This is a genomic window from Calditerrivibrio sp., assembly GCF_049968475.1.
GTDB classification, from domain to species: Bacteria; Chrysiogenota; Deferribacteres; order Deferribacterales; family Calditerrivibrionaceae; genus Calditerrivibrio; species Calditerrivibrio nitroreducens_A.
Window position 1 is genome coordinate 57383 of sequence record NZ_JBMFQS010000002.1, and the last position, 22789, is coordinate 80171.

General features: G+C 34.4%; 22 protein-coding genes. 21 read left to right on the top strand and 1 reads right to left on the bottom strand.

Translation table 11 applies throughout. The features are described from left to right. The first annotated feature begins 27 nt into the window (after positions 1-27). From purS to rpsU, 21 genes are all read left to right on the top strand, one after another. On the top strand, positions 28-270 hold the full coding sequence (purS, locus tag ACP5Q2_RS02910) for a phosphoribosylformylglycinamidine synthase subunit PurS (RefSeq protein WP_424605674.1): 243 nt from the start codon (positions 28-30) through the stop codon (positions 268-270). Further along, positions 270-971: a phosphoribosylformylglycinamidine synthase subunit PurQ gene (gene purQ, locus ACP5Q2_RS02915; protein ID WP_424605749.1), complete on the top strand. Its 702-nt coding sequence runs from the start codon at positions 270-272 to the stop codon at positions 969-971. Before purS ends, purQ begins: the two co-directional genes overlap by 1 nt. Then, positions 968-3205 carry a phosphoribosylformylglycinamidine synthase subunit PurL gene (gene purL, locus ACP5Q2_RS02920; RefSeq protein WP_428097055.1) on the top strand — a complete coding sequence of 746 codons (2238 nt, stop codon included), beginning with the start codon at positions 968-970 and terminating at the stop codon, positions 3203-3205. Before purQ ends, purL begins: the two co-directional genes overlap by 4 nt. Next, the gene (gene purF / locus ACP5Q2_RS02925; RefSeq protein WP_428097058.1) at positions 3202-4584 is read left to right on the top strand and encodes an amidophosphoribosyltransferase; all 1383 of its coding nucleotides are present in this window, start codon (positions 3202-3204) and stop codon (positions 4582-4584) included. Before purL ends, purF begins: the two co-directional genes overlap by 4 nt. A gap of 95 nt (positions 4585-4679) precedes the next feature. After that, positions 4680-4949, top strand: coding sequence for a hypothetical protein (locus ACP5Q2_RS02930; RefSeq protein WP_424605671.1), 270 nt, complete (start codon positions 4680-4682; stop codon positions 4947-4949). Positions 4950-4955: 6 nt separating this feature from the next. After that, entirely contained in the window at positions 4956-5864 is a 909-nt protein-coding gene (lpxK, locus tag ACP5Q2_RS02935; RefSeq protein WP_428097061.1) for a tetraacyldisaccharide 4'-kinase, read from the top strand. A 43-nt stretch (positions 5865-5907) separates the two neighbouring features. Beyond that, on the top strand, positions 5908-7287 hold the full coding sequence (gene bioA, locus ACP5Q2_RS02940) for an adenosylmethionine--8-amino-7-oxononanoate transaminase (RefSeq protein WP_428097064.1): 1380 nt from the start codon (positions 5908-5910) through the stop codon (positions 7285-7287). Continuing rightward, positions 7272-8453, top strand: coding sequence for an aminotransferase class I/II-fold pyridoxal phosphate-dependent enzyme (locus tag ACP5Q2_RS02945; protein ID WP_428097067.1), 1182 nt, complete (start codon positions 7272-7274; stop codon positions 8451-8453). The genes bioA and ACP5Q2_RS02945 overlap by 16 nt, the downstream gene beginning before the upstream one ends. After that, entirely contained in the window at positions 8434-9093 is a 660-nt protein-coding gene (locus tag ACP5Q2_RS02950) for a DUF452 family protein (RefSeq protein ID WP_428097070.1), read from the top strand. Before ACP5Q2_RS02945 ends, ACP5Q2_RS02950 begins: the two co-directional genes overlap by 20 nt. Next, a complete protein-coding gene (gene bioC / locus ACP5Q2_RS02955) occupies positions 9080-9817 on the top strand; it encodes a malonyl-ACP O-methyltransferase BioC (protein ID WP_428097073.1) in 738 nt (245 codons plus the stop codon). Before ACP5Q2_RS02950 ends, bioC begins: the two co-directional genes overlap by 14 nt. After that, positions 9810-10220 (top strand): gamma-glutamylcyclotransferase family protein, encoded by a 411-nt coding sequence (locus tag ACP5Q2_RS02960; protein ID WP_424605665.1) that lies wholly within the window; start codon positions 9810-9812, stop codon positions 10218-10220. The genes bioC and ACP5Q2_RS02960 overlap by 8 nt, the downstream gene beginning before the upstream one ends. After that, positions 10217-11653 carry an Asp-tRNA(Asn)/Glu-tRNA(Gln) amidotransferase subunit GatB gene (gatB, locus tag ACP5Q2_RS02965; RefSeq protein WP_428097076.1) on the top strand — a complete coding sequence of 479 codons (1437 nt, stop codon included), beginning with the start codon at positions 10217-10219 and terminating at the stop codon, positions 11651-11653. The genes ACP5Q2_RS02960 and gatB overlap by 4 nt, the downstream gene beginning before the upstream one ends. Before the next feature lie 8 nt (positions 11654-11661). Further along, on the top strand, positions 11662-12069 hold the full coding sequence (gene mce / locus ACP5Q2_RS02970) for a methylmalonyl-CoA epimerase (protein WP_424605663.1): 408 nt from the start codon (positions 11662-11664) through the stop codon (positions 12067-12069). 54 nt (positions 12070-12123) lie between these two features. Then, positions 12124-12990, top strand: a complete 867-nt coding sequence (locus ACP5Q2_RS02975) for an energy transducer TonB (protein ID WP_428097080.1) — start codon at positions 12124-12126, stop codon at positions 12988-12990. 59 nt (positions 12991-13049) lie between these two features. Beyond that, positions 13050-14117: a radical SAM protein gene (locus ACP5Q2_RS02980; RefSeq protein WP_428097083.1), complete on the top strand. Its 1068-nt coding sequence runs from the start codon at positions 13050-13052 to the stop codon at positions 14115-14117. A gap of 71 nt (positions 14118-14188) precedes the next feature. Next, a complete protein-coding gene (locus ACP5Q2_RS02985) occupies positions 14189-14638 on the top strand; it encodes an Hsp20/alpha crystallin family protein (protein ID WP_424605660.1) in 450 nt (149 codons plus the stop codon). A 147-nt stretch (positions 14639-14785) separates the two neighbouring features. After that, positions 14786-16117: a trigger factor gene (tig, locus tag ACP5Q2_RS02990; RefSeq protein ID WP_428097086.1), complete on the top strand. Its 1332-nt coding sequence runs from the start codon at positions 14786-14788 to the stop codon at positions 16115-16117. A gap of 14 nt (positions 16118-16131) precedes the next feature. Next, a complete protein-coding gene (gene clpP / locus ACP5Q2_RS02995; RefSeq protein WP_424605658.1) occupies positions 16132-16719 on the top strand; it encodes an ATP-dependent Clp endopeptidase proteolytic subunit ClpP in 588 nt (195 codons plus the stop codon). 55 nt (positions 16720-16774) lie between these two features. Then, positions 16775-18019 carry an ATP-dependent Clp protease ATP-binding subunit ClpX gene (gene clpX / locus ACP5Q2_RS03000; RefSeq protein WP_424605657.1) on the top strand — a complete coding sequence of 415 codons (1245 nt, stop codon included), beginning with the start codon at positions 16775-16777 and terminating at the stop codon, positions 18017-18019. A 6-nt stretch (positions 18020-18025) separates the two neighbouring features. Beyond that, positions 18026-20332: an endopeptidase La gene (gene lon / locus ACP5Q2_RS03005; protein WP_428097090.1), complete on the top strand. Its 2307-nt coding sequence runs from the start codon at positions 18026-18028 to the stop codon at positions 20330-20332. 22 nt (positions 20333-20354) lie between these two features. Then, positions 20355-20573, top strand: a complete 219-nt coding sequence (gene rpsU / locus ACP5Q2_RS03010; protein ID WP_428097093.1) for a 30S ribosomal protein S21 — start codon at positions 20355-20357, stop codon at positions 20571-20573. A gap of 63 nt (positions 20574-20636) precedes the next feature. On the opposite strand, the gene ACP5Q2_RS03015 is transcribed toward rpsU, so the two are convergent. Then, complete coding sequence (locus ACP5Q2_RS03015; RefSeq protein ID WP_428097096.1) at positions 20637-22553, bottom strand: transporter substrate-binding domain-containing protein; 1917 nt, start codon at positions 22551-22553, stop codon at positions 20637-20639. Positions 22554-22789 lie beyond the last annotated feature (236 nt).

The window sequence follows — 22789 nt, forward strand, 5'->3', positions numbered from 1 at the left end:
TTACTATCTAATTTCAGGAGAGATTGCATGAAAGCTATCGTAACTGTTAGATTAAAAGATGTTGTGCTGGATCCTCAAGGACAGGCTGTACTGGGATCTTTATCAAAACTTGGATATGACTTTGTCAAAGATGTTAGAGTGGGTAAAGTGATTGAAATAGAATTCGACAAAGTAAGAAAGTATGATGACAAAATCAAAGAGCTCACCGAAAGGTTACTCGTAAATCCTATCATAGAAGAATATACCATAAACTACGTGAGTGAAAAATGATGAAAGCAGGAGTTGTGGTTTTTCCAGGGTCAAATTGCGATTATGACTGCTTTTACGTATTAAAAGAGATTGCTGGTTTTGATACATCTTTTATATGGCATAAAGATAAAAAACTAAAAAAATATGATCTGATCGTTTTACCTGGTGGTTTTTCTTTTGGGGATTACTTAAGATGTGGGGCAATAGCAAGTAAATCTCCCATCATGGATTCTATAGTAGATTTTGCAGAAAATGGCGGTCTTGTCATAGGTATTTGCAACGGTTTTCAGATTTTGACTGAATCAGGGCTTCTGCCAGGGGCACTTATCAGAAATCGGAACTTAAAATTTATATGTAAATATGTTAATATCACCGTTGAGTGTATCAATTCACCTTTTACTTCCTATTATACTACAGGTGAAGTATTAAAAATACCTATAGCTCATGCGGAAGGGAATTATTATATTGATGAAAAGGGGCTTGAAGAATTAAAGGATAATAATCAGATTCTTTTTAGATACTGCTCTGAATCTGGCGTCGTGGATGATGAAAGTAATCCAAATGGCTCCACATATAATATTGCTGGTATAGTAAATAAAAAAGGTAACGTTCTTGGTATGATGCCTCATCCTGAGCGGGCAGCTGAGCAGATCCTTGGTTCTGTTGATGGTATTCATATCTTTACTTCGGTAAAAAACTTTCTTCAAAAAGGTGTTATATGAGTGTTTACAATAAATTTAAATTCCCAAAGGTTACTGTGGATGTTGCGGTAGAAATGGGATTGAAACCTGAAGAATTTGAGAAAGCCAAAGAGATTTTAGGTAGAATCCCGAATTACATAGAGCTTGGTATAATCTCTGCGATGTGGAGTGAACATTGTAGTTATAAAAGTAGCAAAATCCATCTTAAAAAATTTCCCACATCTGCCCCATGGGTTGTCCAGGGACCCGGGGAAAATGCTGGAATTATTGAAATAGATGGTGATATATGTGCATGTTTTAAGGTGGAAAGTCATAATCATCCATCTTATATAGAGCCTTACCAGGGTGCTGCCACTGGGGTTGGAGGAATTTTGAGGGATGTTTTTACAATGGGTGCAAGACCAGTTGCAGCGATGAACTCACTCCGTTTTGGCAAATTGGACAACAACGAAACGAAACATATCTTAGAAGGTGTTGTGGCAGGGATAGCAGGATATGGGAACTGTTTTGGTGTTCCTACCATTGGTGGAGAAGTATTCTTTCATGAATCTTATCAGAAAAATCCCCTGGTCAATGCTTTTGCCTTAGGAATTGTCAAAAAAGATAAAATATTTTATGCAAAAGCTGAAGGGGTTGGCAATGTCATAATATATGTGGGTGCGAAAACCGGAAGAGATGGTATACATGGAGCAACGATGGCCAGTGAGGAATTCTCATCTGATGACACATCCAAAAGACCGAATGTTCAGATTGGTGACCCATTCAAAGAAAAACTTCTTCTGGAAGCATGTTTGGAACTTATGCAGGAAGACTATATCGTGGGTATCCAGGATATGGGAGCAGCTGGTCTCACCAGTTCTTCCTTTGAAATGGCCTCAAGGGCTGGCAGCGGTGTGAAGCTTTATCTTGACAGGGTTCCCGTAAGGGAAAAAGAAATGAATCCTTATGAGATTATGCTGTCAGAATCTCAGGAAAGGATGCTTATAGTGGCCAAAAAAGGTTTTGAAAAAAAGATAAAAAAGATATTTGATAAATGGGATCTTGATGCAGAAGTAATAGGTGAAGTTACAGATGATGGTTTCGTAAGACTTTTTTGGGATGGGGAAGAGGTGGCCAGCCTCAAAGCTGCACCATTATCAGATGAAGCTCCAATATATGATCGTTCTTATACAAAGCCAACTTATGTGGATGAACTCAAAAAATTTGATATAAGCTCAATACCAGAACCTAAAAATTACAACGATGTATTAATAAAAATTTTTGAAAGTCCCAACATCGCATCCAAAGAATACATATATGAACAGTACGACCACATGGTTCAAACAAACACCGTAGTTTTACCAGGTTCTGACGCATCTGTAATAAGGGTTAAAGGTTCTAAAAAATGTATATCCATATCCTCAGATTGTAATGGAAGATATTGTTATTTGGATAGTTTTATGGGGGGGATGCAAGCGGTGGTGGAGGCGTGTAGAAATGTGGCAATGAGTGGTGCAAGACCCCTTGCCATAACTGATTGTCTAAATTTTGGTAATCCTGAAAAGCCTGAGATTATGTGGCAATTTGTAAATGTTATAGAAGGTATGGCTTCTGCTTGTAAAAGACTAAATACACCAGTGGTGAGCGGAAATGTGAGCTTTTATAATGAGACAGATGGTAAGGCTATATTTCCAACCCCCACCGTTGTGGCCGTCGGGGTAATAGATGATGTGGACTATATTATAACATCAGAGTTTAAAAATCTTGAAAATTACATTTATCTCGTAGGTTCTAATAGGGGTGAAATAGGTGGCAGCGAGTATTTAAATTTTATACATAATACTGTCGCGGGAAAGATTCCTGAAGTAGACTTATATTACGAAAAAGATCTTGTGGACTTCATGGTTGATGCAGCTAAAAAGAAGATAATCAAAGCCGCCCACGATGTTTCTGAAGGTGGTCTTGTGGTTGCACTTTCGGAGATGACTTTTAAAAATGACATAGGATTCGAAGTGAATTTAAAAGGTGATATCAGGCCTGACTTCTACATATTTAGCGAATCACAGGGGATGGTTATCCTTGAAGTGGAAAAGATCAATGCAAGGGAAGTTGAGAAACTACTCAAGTATTATAGCTTACCATTCTCAAGAATAGGTGAAACCACCGGAAGAAATATTGTGGTCAACTATAACAAAAAAAATATTATAAATCTTCCTTTAGATATTCCTAAATACATATATAAAACATTAATAAAAAGGGTGATGGTTAATTTATGACTTTCGATAAATTTCACGAAGAGTGTGGTGTTGCTGGTGTCTATGGTGATAAGGATGCGGCAAATTTAGTTTATCTTTCTTTGTATTCACTACAACACAGGGGTCAGGAAGGGGCAGGTATCTGCTCCACAGATCGTCACAATTTTTATCTACATAAATCTTTGGGGTTAGTGGCGGATATCTTTTCAAACTCGATATTAAAAGATCTAAAAGGTGACATAGCCATAGGACACAACAGATACTCCACCACAGGAGCAAATAATTTAAGCAATACTCAGCCTATTTTTGCCGAAATAAATAAAGGTAAAATAGCGTTGGTACACAACGGTAATATAGTAAACGCTTCCCAGATAAAAAAGGAATTGGTTGATTCCGGATCGATTTTCATGTCTACCACAGACAGTGAAATTATAATACACCTTATTGCTAAAAATAATAAAAAGTCTTTGATAGATGCCATAATAGATTCATTATCCATTCTAAAAGGTGCGTTTTCTCTGATATTTATGACAGAAAGTTCGATGATAGGTGTAAGAGATCCTATGGGGGTAAGACCATTGGTGTTAGGGAAGATCAGGGGTGGTTATATTCTTGCAAGTGAAACGGTGGCTCTGGATCTTGTGGAGGCAGAGTTCATCAGGGAAGTGGAGCCGGGTGAATTAGTAATTATCGACGATGATGGTATCAAAAGTTTGAAACCTTTTGAAAAAGTTGAACCAAAACCCTGTATTTTTGAATATATCTATTTTGCTCGTCCAGATTCGATGATCTTTGGTAAATATGTATACGATATTAGAAAGGAGTTTGGCAAAAGGCTTGCCATAGAAAACCCAGTGGATGCAGATATTGTTATTCCGGTACCGGATTCAGGGGTTGTGGCTACTCTTGGATATTCGGAAATAAGCAAAATACCATACGAGCATGGTTTGATAAGAAATCATTACGTTGGTAGAACTTTTATTGAGCCATCCCAGTCAATTAGACACTTCGGAGTAAAAATCAAACTGAATCCTGTTCCCTCTATAATAAGAGGTAAGAGGGTGGTGGTGGTGGACGATTCAATAGTTAGAGGTACCACCAGCAGAAAGATTGTTAAGATGCTTCGGGAGGCTGGGGCTAAAGAGGTTCATATGAGGATCTCTTCTCCGCCTACTAAATTCCCCTGTTTTTATGGTATAGATACTCCGACCAGAAAAGAGCTCATAGCTTCCACCCATACAATTGATGAGATAAAAAAGTATATTACTGCGGATTCTCTTGGGTATCTATCTTTAAAAGGGATGTATGAATGTGTAAAAAATTTACCTTTTTGCGATGCTTGTTTTACCGGAAATTATCCTACAATGTATGGTGATGGTGAATCTGATAATAAGCTTTAGGAGAGAGTATGGAAAAGTTAATCATTAAGATTTTTGGTACAAGTACAGATTTTGTATCTGGATGAGCACCGTCATATTTCCCCTCAGGTTGTGGGGTGAAAGATGATCCTTATTTTGAAATGGCAAACAAAGTCGATGCACTGCTTACAAATTATTTAGGTGCCGATAAATTTGAACTTAAATACATCGATATTTCAACTCCAGAAGTACTGGATTACATTGATGATGTCAATACCATCGTGGAAAATCGCTTGCCTTTGCCGTATGTTGCTATCGGAAGTAAACCTGTTGCCTGGGGTCTGGAAGAAGCGGAAGAGATCTTTGATAGGATAAAGGAGTTTCTCCAAAAAAAACAGGATGGTTGAAATTAATTGGCAAAGATCATATCTGTAGGGAATATATCTATGGGGGGTACCGGAAAAACCCCCGTAGTCATTAAACTTGGAAGATACTTTTTAGATTCTGGGAAAAAAGTTTCTGTTGTTTCAAGAGGTTACAGAGGAAAAATAGGTTATTCCATAAATGTAATTTCCGATGGTGAAAAGATATATTATCATCCACCGTATGCAGCTGATGAACCTTACATGATTGCAAAAATTCTGGAAAAAGCTTCCGTCGTAACAGGTAAAGATAGAAAAGCGGTTGTAGAGTTTGTAAATGCTACTTTTAATCCTGATATAATAATTTTAGATGATGCATACCATAGAAAGGATGTGAGAAAGGATCTTGACCTACTTCTTTTAGATTATAAAAATCCAATTTCCACAGGTTTTGTATTCCCATTTGGATATTTAAGAGAACCGCCTTCAGCTATTAAAAGAGCAGATATTGTTCTATTTACCAAAACAGGTGGAGAAAAAGTTGTACCTGAGAAGGTTAAAAAATTTTTGGTTAATAAGCCTGTATTTTTTTCTGATGTGGAAATGAAGGGGGTGTTTCTTGGTAATGATGAACTGATAGATAAAGATATTCGATTCGTGGCTTTTTCAGGTATAGCAAATAATAGACAGTTTTTCGATTTTCTTAGAAAAAAAGGATTGAATGTAATAGATAAAAAAGGTTTTTCTGATCATCACAACTATACCATAAAAGACTTCAACAATCTGGTTAATCTACTAAGAAAAGCGGATGCAGACTATTTAGTCACCACTGAGAAAGATTTTGTTAAATTGAATGATGAAATGAAAAAGATTACAGCTTACATAAAGATAGACATAAAAATAACTGATGAGGAAAAATTTTTTGGATTTGTGGGTAGAAAATTATACAGTAACACTTGATAAAAAGCCATAAAAATGATATTTCTAAATCAGGAGATGCGGCATGAAGAAAAATGATATTTTAAAAATAGATAGGGAGCACATATGGCATCCTTTCACACAGATGAAAGATTATGAAGGAATGGATCATATCGTAATAACGAGAGGTAAAGGGATAAAATTATACGATATAGACAACAATTATTACTATGATACAGTATCCTCATGGTGGACAAATATTTTTGGACATAATAACAAACATATAAATCATAAGATTAGAAGTCAGCTTAATTCTCTGGATCATGTAATTTTTGCAGGTATGACTCATCCATACGCAGTAAGAGTTGTGGAATTGCTCAGAAGTTTTTTACCTGAAAAACTGTCCAGATTTTTCTTTTCTGACAATGGTTCAACGGCTGTAGAAGTTGCCATAAAGATGGCCTTCCAGTATTGGCAAAATATTGGGAGAGTTGAAAAAACAAAGTTCGTTTTTTTTGAAAATAGCTACCATGGCGATACTATTGGTGCCGTAAGTGTAGGGGGTATAGATCTATATCATAAGCTTTATAAACCACTTATGTTTAATTCTTATCAAATAAGATCACCAAAATGTTATAACTGTATATTTAACAAACAAAAAATGACATTAAATGCAGATACCGGATGCAATGCGGAGTGTATGGATGAGCTTGAAAAGGTTTTGGAAGAGAACAGCAATAATATTGCAGGTATGATTATAGAACCATTAATTCAATGTGCCGCAGGTATGAATGTTTATAATGGCAAAGTATTAAAAAAAATAAGAGAATTATGTGATAAATACGAAGTATTGCTCATTTTCGATGAGGTTGCAACCGGTTTTGGCAGAACAGGGAAGATGTTTGCATTTGAACATGTGGATATCTTTCCCGATATTATATGTTTATCAAAAGGTTTGACAGGTGGATACCTACCTCTTGCCCTTACCGTAACTACGGAAGATGTATATTCAGCTTTTTACGATGATTATTTTTCGTATAAAACATTTTTCCATGGTCACAGCTATACGGCTAATCCCATATCCTGCTCAGCAGCTATTGGTACATTGGAAAATTTTATTAAAAAACCTATTTCCAAATATAAATCAGGGATGATTTATTTTAATGAAAAGGTTTGCTCCTTAAAAGATGAACCATATGTAGGGGATGTGAGGTATATAGGATTTATAGGTGCCATTGATATCGTAAATCCATACACGGGAAAGGCTTATCCGGAAAAAGAAAGGGTAGGTTTTCAGATTTACAAAGAATCTCTAAAAAATAATCTTATTTTAAGACCGTTGGGGGACACAATATACTGGCTATTGCCGATTACGGTGAAAAAGAAAGATATTGATAATATTTTTTTAAAAACAAAAAAAACTATCAACACAGTACTTGAGAGGTTTGCTTGGTTGAAAAATTAATTAAGAAAATCGATACCGTTAAGGCCAGAGGGAATTATAGGAAGCTGGAAAATTACTCTGGAAAAGATGGTAAATTTATCAATTATGATAGTAAGCTGTATGTTAATTTTTCATCCAATGACTATCTTGGTCTTTCTGTTGATAAAGAGTTTCTTTCAGATTTTTACGATAATTTTAAATTAGATCCCAATGAACTTGGTTTTTCAACAGCTTCATCAAGATTGTTGTCAGGTAATAATTACATATATGGTACTCTGGAAAAAGAGCTATCTAAATTTTTTGAGAAGGATAAAACCATAGTTTACAATAGCGGTTACCACATGAATATAGGTGTGTTGTCGGCTTTGACGGATAAAAAAGATCTCATCCTTTCAGATAAGTTAAACCATGCAAGTATAGTGGATGGGTTGAGGCTATCAGATGCCAAACATTTTAGATACAAACATCTAAATTACGATGAATTAGAAAGCTATCTTAATAAGTTCCGTGAACAGTATGAAAATGTGTTTATAGTGACAGAGTCGCTTTTTAGCATGGATGGGGATGTGGCAGATATTAAAAAACTGGTGGATATAAAAAAACGATACGATTGCTTTTTGTATGTGGATGAAGCCCATTCCGTTGGTGTATATGGTGGTGGCAGAGGGTTATCATACGAACAGTGTGTATTGAAGGATGTTGATATCCTTGCCATTACTTTTGGCAAAGCATTTTCATCCATTGGTGGGGCAATTATTACGAATGAGATATTTTGTGAATTACTTACAAACTTTTCAAGATCTCTTATTTTTACCACCGCTCTCCCTCCGGTAGTTTTATGCTGGAATTTTTTTGTATTAAAACATATGGATAAATTTCAGGATAGAAGAGAAAAGCTTTTCTTTATATCAAATTATATGAGAAATTGTTTTTTGAAAAACTCCTTTAATACAAAAGGTGAGAGTTACATAATACCATATATCGTTGGTAATTCTGAAGCAACAGTGAAAATCTCCAACTTTTTAAAAAGTAATGGCTTTATAGCCCCGGCCATTAGACCCCCCACTGTGCCTGATGGTAGTTCAAGAATAAGATTTTCGCTAAATAGCTTGATTTCTCCTGAAGATATAGATAATTTGGTGGAATTATTAAAAAAAGAGGTATCTTATGAAAATAGAAAGAGTTAAAAGGAAAAAAGAAAACCTTATCATATTTTTTAGTGGTTTCATGATGAATAAAGAACTCTTTGATTTTTTAAAAATGAACAATTACGATCTTTTCTTTATCGATGATTATAGAGATTTCACTATAGATGAATCTTTCTTTGAAGATATTGAAAGTTATTTTAAAGTGTATTTAATCTCTTTTTCATTGGGAGTAATTGCGGCAGCAGATCTTTTAAAGGGTTATAAAAGATACTTTAACGAAGCAATTGCGATAAATGGGACATTAAAACCGATTGATGATTTTTTTGGAATACCGGTGAATATTTTTAATGGTACTCTGGAAAATCTGTCTGATGAGAATCTTGACAGGTTTTACAAAAGAGTATTTGAGAAAAATTATGATCTAGTAAATAAGTATCTTTCGTACGATATCGAGAAGGCAAAAGCAGAGCTGATTAGCATTAAGAATTTAGTTGATTCAGGTATTTTAGTGGAAAATATTTATACAAAGGCTATAATTTCTGAAGACGATAGGATATTTCCACCATCTAATCAGATAAGTTTCTGGCAAAGGGAGGTTAAACAGATCTTTGTAAGTGGTGGTCATTTCCCTTTTTATCAATTTGAATCATGGGATGACATCATAGATGCTGACGTCTAAAAATAATTTTCACAAGATAGCACCATTTTACGACCAAAACGCCTTAATTCAGAAAAAAATGGCAGAAAGCTTGATGGAATTGGTTGAAAAGAACGTTGGTTGTAAGTTTGATGACGTTTTGGAAGTTGGATGTGGTACTGGGCTTTTTACTCGGTTAATCCAAAAAAAGATCAATTATAAAAGACTGTTTTTAAATGACTTACATAATTTTATTTCATTCAAAGGTGGATATGATTTTTTGGAAGGTGATATAGAGGAGATTAACCTACCTTATAAATTTGACATTATCTTTTCAAACGCAACTTTTCAATGGGTAAAAGATTTTAAACGACTCATCCAGAAGCTTTATCAATGCCTAAAACCTCAGGGTTATTTATGTTTTACTACCTTTGGTGAGGAAAATCTTAAAGAGGTAAAGGCAGTTACAGGTGTAGGTCTGAATTATCTTACTTTCAACGAATATTTAGATTTATTAGGTAGATATTTTAATATTATAACTTATTATCAGACAAAAGAAAGTCTCTATTTTCAAAGTCCCTGGGATGTATTAAAACATATGAAACTCACCGGTGTAAACAGCGTTGCAAAGGTTCAGTGGACAAAACGGAATTTCGTAACCTTTTGTGAATTGTACGAACAGTTTAAAACAGAAAAAGGGTATCTATTGACATATCACCCTTTTTACTTTATTGTTTCAAAAAATAAAGAGGTATGCTATGACTGACAACCCTTTCAAACCGATATTTATAGATAAGATATTCCTGTATGGTACTTTGAAGTCGGATGGCATCTTTTATCAACTTTTTTCTAAATTTGTATTAAAAAACGAACCTGCTTATACAATTGGTACACTTGGTGTTAGAAAAGGGTATCCAACATTTTACGATAAGGGTAGTTATAAGGTTTTTGGTGAACTTATACATGTATACAATATTGGCCAGCTGTTGGAGTTTTTAGAGCCACAATATAACGATAAAATTAAAAAAATTATAACTGTTTATACAGAAACCGCAAATGAACCGATTAAAGCATACTGCTTTGTTTGTGCAAAACCTATGGATGGTGTTAAAATAATAGAAAGTGGATATTGGGATAACAAAAAAGCAAAAATTGAGGAGTTAATATGAGGTTTGAACCGGTTATTGGATTGGAGGTACATGTTCAATTAAATACAAACACAAAAATATTCTGCTCATGTCCAAATACTTTTGGCGAAGAGCCAAATACTAATGTATGCCCTGTATGTCTGGGAATGCCTGGAGTTTTGCCGGTACTAAATGAAAAGGTGGTGGAATACACCGTAAAGGCTGGACTTGCTCTAAACTGCAAGATTCAGGAGAGGTCTGTATTTGCAAGAAAAAACTATTTTTATCCGGATCTTCCGAAAAACTATCAGATTTCACAATTTGAACTACCGATCTGCTTGGATGGGTTTGTGGATATAGATACTGACAATGGTGTGAAAAGAATAGGTATCACCCGGATACATATGGAAGAAGACGCTGGTAAGCTCATCCATGGTGAAAATCTTGGCAATCCAAATTTCAGCTATGTTGATTACAATAGAACAGGTACTCCACTGATAGAGATCGTTAGTGAACCAGATATGAGAAGCTCTGAGGAGGCAAAGGCATATCTGGAAAAGCTAAAACTCATCCTTGAGTATACAGGTGTATCAGATTGTAGTATGGAAAAAGGTTCTTTAAGATGTGATGCAAATGTTTCCGTTAGGCCTTTGGGACAAAGAGAATTTGGGACTAAAGTGGAAATAAAAAATATGAATTCCTTTAAAAATGTTCAAAAAGCTATCGATTACGAGATAAGAAGACAGATAAGCGAAATAGAAAGTGGCAACATTATCGTTCAGGAAACAAGACTCTGGGATCCGGATAAAGGGATAACAATTTCAATGAGAAGCAAAGAAGAATCCCATGATTATAGGTATTTTCCAGATCCGGATTTAGTATCTGTGGTTGTTACAAAAGATATGATAGATTCAATAAAAAAGACGCTACCTGACATGCCAGATAAAGTCATGGCAATGTTGATAAGTGATTACAATCTTCCGGAATACGATGCATCAGTTTTGGTATCCTCTAAAAAATTATCGGATTTTTTCTTTGAAACTTCAAAATTAACAAAAAATTACAAAGCGATATCCAATTGGATACAAACTGAGATTATGAGAGTTATGAATGAAAAAGGCTGCTCGATAGACGAAGTTGGGATATCACCCGCCCATTTGAGTGAGCTTATTACATTGGTTGACGAAAATGTTATATCTCTTAAAATAGCAAAGTTACTTTTTGATGATATTTTAAAAGAAAAGAGATCTCCTAAGGAACTGGTAAAAGAAAAAGGTCTTGTACAGATAGCTGATGAAAATGCCCTAGAAGAGGTGGTAAAAAAAGTTTTATCAGCTTCACCAAAAGAGGTGGAAAGGTACAAAAATGGTGAGACAAAGTTAATCGGTTTCTTTGTTGGGCAGATTATGAAAGAAACCAAGGGTAAAGCTAATCCAAAAATTGTAAATGAACTTTTAACAAAACTTTTAAGTTAGGAGGTTTTATGTTAAAGAGGATAGATCATATAGGAATAGCCGTAAAATCCCTTGATGAAGCATTAATGTTTTATAAATCGATCGGTGTTTCCCCTTATCATTTTGAGGAAGTTGAATCCCAGAAGGTAAAGGTAGCTTTTATTAGGGTTGGTGAATCAAACATAGAGCTGTTGGAGCCCACCAGTCCCGAAAGTCCGATTGCAAAATTTATCGAGAAAAAAGGGGAAGGTATGCACCATATTGCTTATGAGGTTTCGGATATAAAAAATGCCCTGGAAGTGTTAAAATCACAGGGTTGCCAATTGATAGATAATGAACCCAAAATGGGGGCTCATAATAAGCTTATAGCTTTTGTTCATCCCAAAAGTGTAAGTGGTGTATTAACAGAACTTTCTCAGGAGATGGGGGGACATTAACCCCCTTTTTTTTCACGTTTTGAACTTTTTAATAGGTTTATTTTCTTATTGTTTATGAAAAGATTAAATTTTTTTTTAGTTATATCATTCGTAGTTCACCTTATTTTTTTATATTCTATAAAGCTTCCATCAAAAGATGACAAACAAAAAAAAGAGCCTATCTATGTTGATGTTATAAAAAAAGTACCTAAAAATCAGAATCAATTAAAACAACCTGATAAGTTTCTGCCAAAGCCACAACCCAGTATCTTAAAAAAACCCACCTATCAAAAACCTTCAAACAAGATAATTCCTGATAGCTTTTCTAAAAAAGAAACACCAATAATTCCTCCAATAAAAGGGCTAGGGAAAAATGATCAAAAAAATGTCGTTGAAGAAAAAAAGGATGAACAACACCAAATTACACCCAAAGAGACACCTCATAATCCCACCAAAGAAGATGTAAAAGAGATAAAGCCCCAGGATCAGTCAATCAAAACCACAGAGAAACCCTCCGAAGAAAAAAGATCTCTCAATAAAGACCAGTTATCAAAGATTTTAAATCCCAAAGATATTATAAATGAAATAGCAAAAAAAGAACAGAAGAAAGAGGATGAGGTGGATTTCAACCGTTTTGAGGTGAAGTACACATCATATTTCTACAAATTTAAACAGCGGTTATACAATGTATGGCGGTACCCAACGGATTCAGCTATGAGGGGAGAGCAGGGAACTGTAAGAATAAAGTTCTCCATACTTAAGGATGGTACTATTACAAATATTAACATTGTGAGTAGTTCAGGTTACTCACAGCTTGACAGAGCAGCAGTGGAAGCATTAAAAAACATGGGAAAAGTTCCGCTTCCTGAAGCATTTGGTATTAATATTCTCAATGTGGATGGATATTTTATCTATTACATAACTGGGATGGGGATAAGATAAAAAACTATTGCTTTATTAAATTATTTGCTACATATTTTAAAAAAATTTGTGGAGATACTATGGAAAACAAGTGGGAATTAAAATGGATGGCATGGGAAATTACCTCTAAATGCAATCTTAAATGTGTACATTGCAGGTCTTCATCGGATATTCATTCTCCGGAAGGGAAATTTACTCTAGAAAAATGTTATAGGTTGATGGATGATATTTCGGAGTTTGCCAAACCTGTTATTGTACTTTCTGGAGGAGAACCTCTTTTAAGAAAAGATCTTTTTGACATTGCAAACTACGGCACAGAAAAAGGTTTTCGTATGTGCATGGCAACAAATGGTGTTTTGGTAAATGATGAGGTTTGTGTAAAAATAAAAGAATCAGGGATAAAGATTGTCTCATTAAGTCTTGATGGCTCTACAAAAGAGATTCATGATGATTTTAGAGGTCAGTCGGGTGCTTTTGATGGTGTAATGAATGCAGTATCTCTATTTAAAAAATACAACATACAATTTATAATAAATTCCTCATTCACCAAAAGGAATCAGCAGGATATAGAAAATACATATAAGCTTGCAAAATCTTTAGGGGCAACAGCATGGTATATGTTCTTAATTGTCCCCACTGGTAGAGGGGAAGAGATAATGAATGAGCTTGTTAGCAAGGAAGATTATGAAAAGATATTAAACTGGCATTACGAAATGGAAAGGGATGAAAATGAGATCCTTGTCCGCCCTACATGTGCACCTCAGTATTATAGAATTTGGCATGAAAGAAGTAAACAGGAAGGAAGAGATACTGACAGGCGTAGTCTTACATTTTCAACAGGTGGAGGTAAAGGCTGCATTGCCGGACAGACGATATGTTTTGTAAATTCTGAAGGGGATGTGTATCCTTGCTCATATTTCCCATTTCCTGCAGGGAATGTATTTAAAGAAAAGCTAAAGGATATTTGGTATAACTCTAAGCTTTTTGCAGATTTGAGAAATTTTAAGGCTTATGAAGGGAAATGTGGAGTGTGTAAATATTTAGGTGTATGTGGTGGGTGTAGAGCCAGGGCATATGCGGTGGATGGATCTTACATGAAAGAGGAGCCTTTTTGTGATTATATACCATTAAATTACAAAAATGTATAAATGGCAATTGAAAATTTTTTATAAAGTTATAAATTAATTTATACAGAAAATAACAAGGTAGGAGGTGTAATATGTTGGAGAGGTTCAAACCATCTTTTCCATCTACTTTAAATGAGCTTTCTACCCTTCAGGATGAAATTAACAAAATTTTTAGCAGATTCTTCTCTTCAAAAGATCTTGCCACAACTTCATTCATGCCAAAACTTGATTTATCTGAAAATGATGAATCATTCAGGGTCGTGGTTGATGTACCAGGTTTCACTGAAAATGATATAGAAGTCCACTTTGAAAATGGTATCTTGAGTATCAAAGGTAAGAAGGAAGAGGAGAAAGTGGATGAAAAGGAAAACTACTACCACAAAGAGCGTTTTTCAGGATCGTTTATTAGACACATTTCTATTCCGAAACCTATTAAGATTGAGGATGTAAAAGCTTCTTTCAAAAATGGTGTTCTAGAGATTACGCTTCCCAAACAGGAAGAGGTCAAACCTAAAGCAATCAAGATCAATATTGAAAAATAATAGCGGGGGTTTTCCCCGCTTTTTTTTATTTTTATTAAATCCATAAAAATCAAAAAGTTCTTGACTTTATACCATTAACAAATTATAAAATCTATTCTTGTTAGATAATATGATACAGGTAAAAACATTCGAAAAAAGGGGTAAACAATGAAGTTTAATTTAACAGACGCAGAAAATTCTCAGAAGTTATTAGAAATCGAATTGCCTTATGAAACTTACACTGAGGCATTTGAGAAACAATTATCAAAGATTATGCCAACAGTAAAGCTCCCTGGTTTTAGGGTGGGTAAGGCACCAAAAGATATGGTTAGAAAAGAATTTAAACATAAATTAAGTGTTCAGGCTCTTGAAGAAACCATCAATGAAGCAATTAGCAAGGCTATCAAAGAGTCTGGGGTTGTTCCTCTTAATATACCTATGGTAAAAGACGTTGTATTTGAGGATTATAAACCCATCTCCTTTAAAGTTTATATTGATGTTTATCCTTCAGTGGATTTAAAAAATTATAAAGGTTTCGATTTTGAAAGGGAAATCAGGGTTGTTACTGAAGATGATATAAACGAAGTGCTTGAAAATTTAAGAGAGCAACATGCAGTATGGGAAGTCGCCCCTGAAGGTGCTGAAGTAAAAGAAGGGGACAGGGTTGTTATAGATTTTATTGGTAAGAAAAATGGTGAAGTTTTTGAGGGTGGAAGTGCAAAAAATCATACGCTTGAAATAGGTAGCAACACCTTTATACCTGGATTTGAAAGCGGAATTATTGGTATGAAAAAGGGTGAAACTAAAGATATAGTTGTCACCTTCCCGGAAGATTACCATGCTGCTGATCTTGCAGGCCAGGAGGTTACTTTTACTGTTACGATTAATGAAATAAAAAATAAAAAATTACCTGATTTAAATGATGAGTTTGCCACAACGGTCGATCCTAATGTGGATAATCTTGAAAAGCTTATCGAAACTATCAGAAAAGATATAATGGATGAGACCGAGATTGTAAATAAAGAAAATTTTTATGATATCCTGATAAAAAAACTTGTTGAAGAAAATCCATTTGATCTTCCTCAATCGATGATCGATGAACAAAGTAGAAATCTTGCCGACAGAGCCATAAAAAACTATTGCAGGGCATATGGTATAGATCCCAAGACATTGAATTTTGATCCTGATAAAATTAAGGATCAGTATAAAGAGCAGGCTATACTTCAAACTAAAGGTGCAATACTTCTTAATGCTATCGCAGAAAAGGAGAAGATTACAGTCACAGATGAAGATTTAGACAAAAAGATTGCCGAGTATGCAGAAGCATTAAAGATGACACCTGAAGAATACAAAGATCTTGCTATAAAAAATGGTACGATAAACACTATAAAAAACAATGTACTGGTGGATAAGATTTACGATTTTCTCTGCTCAGTAAACAATATAACAGATAAAAAGATTACTTTAAAAGAGCTCAGGGAGAGAGAAAAATTAAAATAAGATAGAGGTAAAATATGAGTTATTACATCCCTTACGTTATAGAGCAAACAGGTAGAGGGGAAAGAGTTTACGACATATATTCTCGTCTTTTGAAAGATAGAATAATTTTTTTAGGAACTGCCATAGATGACACGGTGGCAAACAGTGTTGTTGCTCAGATGCTTTTTCTTGAGGCGGAAGATCCAAAAAAAGACATATATCTTTACATCAACAGCCCTGGTGGAGTAATAACAAGTGGCCTTGCCATATTCGATACGATGAACTATATCAAGCCTGATGTATCTACTATATGCATAGGTCAGGCGGCAAGTATGGGGGCTGTATTATTAGCTTGTGGTGCAAAAGGGAAAAGATTTGCCCTGCCAAACACGAGAATAATGATTCATCAGCCATTGGGTGGTTTTCAGGGGCAGGCCAAAGATATAGAGATTCAGGCCAAAGAGATATTGAGACTCAAAAGCAAGATCAATGAGATATTAGCTGAAAGGACATCCAAACCTATTGAGCAGATAGATGCTGACTGTGATAGAGACTTTTTCATGAGTGCCGAAGAAGCTAAAGCTTATGGGCTAATTGATGAGGTTATTGAAAAGAGAGCTTGAAAAATTATTCTAAAAGATTATTTTTTAGAATTATAGTTATTAAATGAGGTATCTTATGAAAAAAAAGAAAGATGGTATGTATTGCTCATTTTGTGGCAGACATCAAGATGAGGTAAACAAGCTTATTGCTGGTGTAGATGTATATATATGTGATGAATGTGTGAGAATATGCGATGACATACTAAAAGATGAAGCAACTACCGAATCAAAAGATGATAAAGAACTTAAATTAAAAACTCCTGATAAAATTAAAGAAGTTTTGGATCAATACGTTATAGGACAGGATGACGCAAAAAAAACCCTCAGTGTGGCGGTGTATAATCATTATAAAAGGATCTTTTACAAAACAAAGAATGATATAGAAATAGAAAAATCAAACATACTTCTAATAGGAGCCACAGGGACAGGTAAGACATTGTTGGCGAGGACTCTTGCCAAGACCCTTAATGTTCCATTTGCCATCTCTGATGCCACCACACTTACCGAAGCAGGATATGTGGGTGAGGATGTGGAGCATATTATTTTAAGGCTACTTCAGGCGGCTGATTTTGATGTGGAGAAAGCCCAGAGGGGTATAGTATTCCTGGATGAGATAGATAAGATATCCAGAAAATCCGAAAATGTTTCCATAACAAGGGATGTTAGTGGAGAAGGTGTTCAGCAGGCATTGCTTAAAATCGTCGAAGGCACAATAGCAAACGTTCCACCCCAGGGAGGTAGAAAACACCCAAATCAGGAGTTTATTCAGGTGGATACCACGAATATACTTTTTATATGTGGTGGAGCCTTTGAGGGGCTTACAGAGATTATTAAACAAAGAATTGGTAAGAAATCATTAGGCTTTAAAAGTAATGAAGATAGGAAATCTGTCAATGAAATGTCAAAATCTGATATATTGAAATTTGTTCAGCCGGATGATCTTATAAAATATGGTCTTATTCCGGAGTTGGTGGGAAGACTACCTGTGGTTGCTGTTCTCGACGATCTTGACGAAGATGCACTGGTGAAGATTTTAGTTGAGCCGAAGAACTCTATAGTTAAGCAATACAAAGAGCTTTTTAGAATGGACAACGTTGAGCTTACCTTTACCGACGGTGCTTTGAGAAGTATTGTAAAAAAAGCTATTGAGAGAAAAACTGGTGCAAGAGGGTTAAGAGCTATAATTGAGGAGATAATGACAGATATCATGTTTAAGATCCCTTCGATGAAAGATGTGGTTGAATGCGTTATTACCGAGGAGACTGTGATGGAAAAAGCAGATCCTCTTTATATATATAAAAAAGAAAAAGATATTGCCTAAATAAAGATGTCTGATATTCGTCAATATCCATTGATACCATTAAGGGAAGCTGTTTTGCTTCCCTATACTGTGAATGCAGTATATATTGGTAGAGAAAAATCTATAAATGCATTTAAAATAGCTGAAGATTCATCCCAGAATGTTTTCATATCTCTACAAAAGAATTCTGAGATTGAAAATCCCACTTTTGAAGATATCTATCAAGTGGGTGTAATAGCCAAAGTATTGCAATTATTAAGACTGCAGGATGGATCTTATAAAGTTCTTCTTGAGGGTATCAAAAGGGGGAAGATTGTAAATTTTATAAACACCAAGGATGCTCTATTTGTGGAAGTTGAAGAGGTGGAAGATAGCTATTCGGAAAACAAGCTTTTTCATTACATGGTTGAGTCTTTACTTGATACTTTCAAAAAGTTTGTAAAAACAACAAATAGAGTACCAGCTGAGCTTTATAAGGCTATATTGGGACTTGAAGATATCAAAAAACAGGTATACACAATTACTATTCACTGTTTTACCAAAATGGAAGATGTTCAGGAAATCTTAGAAGCAGAAACAATTGAATCCAAGATAGAAAAGATCATAGAGCATCTTCAACTGGAAATGGAGCTTTTTAAATTAGACGAAAAGATAAAAGCTCAGGTAAAAAATCAGATGCTCAAAAATCAAAAAGAGTATTTTTTAAATGAACAATTGAAGGTTATTAATAAAGAGCTTGGCAGAGATGAAGATTATTACGCAGAATACAATGAGCTCGAATCTAAAATAAATAATTCACTTATGCCACAACCCATCAAAGAAAAAGCACTAAAAGAGCTTAAGAAACTAAGATCTATGCCTGTGGTGAGTGCAGAAAGTACAGTATCGAGGAATTATCTTGATTGGCTTGTTAGTATTCCGTGGGGTATTTATACCGATGATAAAAATGATCTTTATGAAGCGGAAAAGATTTTAAATAGAGATCATTTTGGTCTGGAAAAGGTAAAAGAAAGGATAATTGAATTTCTTGCAGTAAAACAGCTGGCAAATGACCTGAAAGGTCCGATCATCTGTTTTGTTGGACCTCCTGGTGTTGGAAAAACCTCACTTGCCAAATCTATAGCAGAATCACTGGGTAGAAAATTTGTGAGGGTTAGTCTTGGTGGTTTGAGAGATGAAGCAGAGATAAGAGGCCACAGAAGAACGTATATAGGTGCACTACCAGGCAAGATAGTGCATGGGATAAAAAAAGCTGGAAGCATGAACCCTGTATTTCTCCTTGATGAGATAGATAAATTAAGTAGCGATTTCAGAGGAGATCCTGCATCTGCTCTTCTGGAAGCACTTGATCCGGAGCAAAATATCAATTTTGTGGATCATTATCTTGAAGTAGACCTCGATCTATCGAAAGTATTCTTTATTACCACAGCAAACAGATTGGACACCATCCCCCATCCTCTAAGGGATAGAATGGAGGTTATAAACATATCAGGGTATACTGAGCTTGAAAAGTTGCATATTGCAAAGGATTTTATCATACCAAAGCAGCTAAAGATACACAATGCCCAGGGTAAGATCAAGATAACCGATGGTGCTATTCTGGATATCATAAGACATTACACAAAAGAGGCAGGTGTAAGAAACCTTGAAAGGGAGATTGCCTCAATCATTAGAAAAGGTATCAGGGAGATTTTAAGAAAAAATATTGAAAGTATCAATATAAATCAAAAAATAGTGGAAAAATATTTAGGGCCTCATAAATATCTTTTTGATACTGCCAAACAAAATAAGGAGATTGGCGTATCCACCGGACTGGCCTGGACTCCATATGGTGGTGATATTTTACAAATTGAAGTGGCATTATTGCCAGGAAATGGAAAATTAATAATTACCGGACATCTTGGGGATGTGATGAAGGAATCTGTCAATATAGCGTTGAGTGTTGTTAAAAGTAGATCCGACAAATATCAGATACCTTCTTATAAATTCAAGGAATACGATATTCATATACATGTGCCTGAAGGAGCAGTCCCAAAAGACGGGCCATCTGCAGGCATTACAATTACAATTGCATTGCTTTCTATATTTTCAGGTATTCCGGTGGATAATAGCTATGCTATGACTGGTGAAATAATACTGCGAGGGAAAATACTACCCGTAGGTGGTATAAAAGAGAAGGTCCTCGCAGCCGTTCGTTCTGGAATAAATAAAATAATCTTACCATTTGAAAACAAAAAAGACTTGACAGAAATACCAAAAGAAGTTATGAATAAAATTCAGGTCTATTTTGTTGAAGATATAGACCATGTTGCAGATTTAACTTTGAAAAAATAAAATAAAAATGGGGTGATTTAAGTTGGCTATTAATGCTGTAGTAAAAGTTGATGGTGAAAATGTTGACCATGCCCTGAAATTACTTAAGAAAAAAGTAGAAAGGGAAGGGCTTGTCAGGGAAATCAAAAAGCATGCTTACTACGAAAAGCCTACCGAGGTAAAAAGAAGAAAAATCCTCAAGGCAAAAAGAAAGCAGCAAAAGCTTGTCCGTAAACTTCAAGAAAAGTACAAATATCTTTAATATTCAGCCGCCTTTGGGCGGCTTTTTTAATTATATTTTTTTATACTTTTTATAACTAATTAATCATGCTGGTAGTATAATCTGGAAGGTTGTCCCTTTACCCTCCTCAGATTCTACTTTAATCATACCACCATGTTTTTCAACTATCAATTTTACCATGTAGAGACCTAATCCACTGCCTTTGGACTTTGTAGTGTAGAGTGGTTGAAAAATCTTATCAATTTTATCTTTTGGTATACCACAACCGTTATCTTTGATCTTTATTGAAGCAAAATCAATGTCATCTATTTTATAAGGTTCTAATAAGATATCTAATTTTCCATTGTCTGTAGTGGATTGTATGGCATTTATTATAATATTGTCAAATACTTCAGAAATTAAATTTGGATCACACTTTATATTTTTATTAAAATTATCTATTAAATTTGTTTTAATGTTTTTACCGGCAGTATTTAAGTTTAAAGATTGTCTTATCAAATCAGCTATATCCACATCGCTATAAGTAAGTTGAATACCTTTGGAGAATGATAAAATCTGTTTTACAAGGTTTGCAGCCCTTTTGTAGGCAGATAAGGTTCTTTCTAAAAGAAGTTCTATTTCGGGATCTTTATTTTTATCTTTTATGATTATTAAATAATTACTTATGCCTGCCAATAAGTTATTGAAATCGTGCGCAAGCCCAGATACGAGCATTTCGAGATTTTTCGATGCCTTGTATTGTTCAAGCTCCTTAGTCATTTTTATAAAGTCAGAGATATCTTTACCTTCCGCTATTATATATCTGATATCATTATCCATAAGTATTGGTGTCAGGGATAAAGAAAATGATTTTTCATTACCATCTGTATCAATTATTGTAATATCTGTTTTGGCTGTATGTCTATTTTGATTTACATACTCTATTCCTAAATTCATTTTTTCAGATAGAGGTTTTGAATGGACAAAAAGAGGTAGTGTTGAAAGATGCATCATATTTATCTGATCTTTTGTAATCTTCATTGTTTCAAGGGTAATTTTATTAGCTTCAATTACATATCCATCTTTATCCAGAAGAGCTATCATATGATCCGCGTTGTCAAATATGCTTAAAAACTTTATTCTCTCCATTTCTAATTGTTTATTTCTATTCTTTATAACTTTATTGAGAAAAAAATTTATTATAAATAAGATAAAAAGTCCAATTGTTAGCAAAATTATGGCATAAACGAGTATCTTATAATTAAACTCTTTTAACTGATAAACCCCAAACCATTTCTCCTTTAAATCTTCAAGCTCTTTATTACTGATTTTGTCCATTCCGGTATTTATAATATTTATCAAATTCTCATTTTTCTTCAGAGCTGCTCTATACAATTTATTTGAGAAGAGGGGTTTTGGTACGATTTTAAAATTATTTTGAATCTTATACTTATATAAAAAGTAGTAACCTGTATTTTTACCAATCGCAAAGGCTACCACCTCACCTTTGCTGGCAGCTTTAATCATTTCCTCATCGGATTCATATTCTTTAATATTAGGAAAACCGTTACCTTTTAAAAACTGAACAGTTGCTCCACCTTTTTTGGTTGCAATCTGAAACCCTTTAAGATTGCTATTTTCAGCAATACCAGTGATATTTTTATGGTAAAAGATGTGTGTATCTACATCTTCATAAGGTTTTGAAAATGTATATATCTTTTCCCTTACTGGATTTTTAAATAATGTATCTATAATATCATATTTACCTTCTTCCATCTCTTTCTGGGCAATATTCCAATCTTTACCGATAATTCTTACCTTGATACCTGTTTTTTCTTCGAATTCTCTCCATAAATCGATACTAAATCCAACAAGATCTCCATTTTCGTCCATATAACTGTATGGTGGATAATTGCTGTCAATTACTACGGTTATTGAATCTTTAGCAATTAGTAAATTGATATTAAGAAATAATAAAAGAACTGTTGACAACACCAAAAGCTTTAAAATCAAAAATTTCATTACACGATCTCCCAAGAAGCTGTTATTTAAAAAACTACGAATCAGAAAAACCTCACATTGTGTATTTTTTCTAATCATAATAGAATAAGTTATCATTGTCAAATAAAATCTATAAATTTAGATCTCTTACAATTGTTAATTTGAAGTTAAAATTTAGCTAGGTTATATTTTAGTTGTTTAATGATGCTATATAATTTATTGCTAAAGCTACATTTGGGAATTTATTCTTGACATTT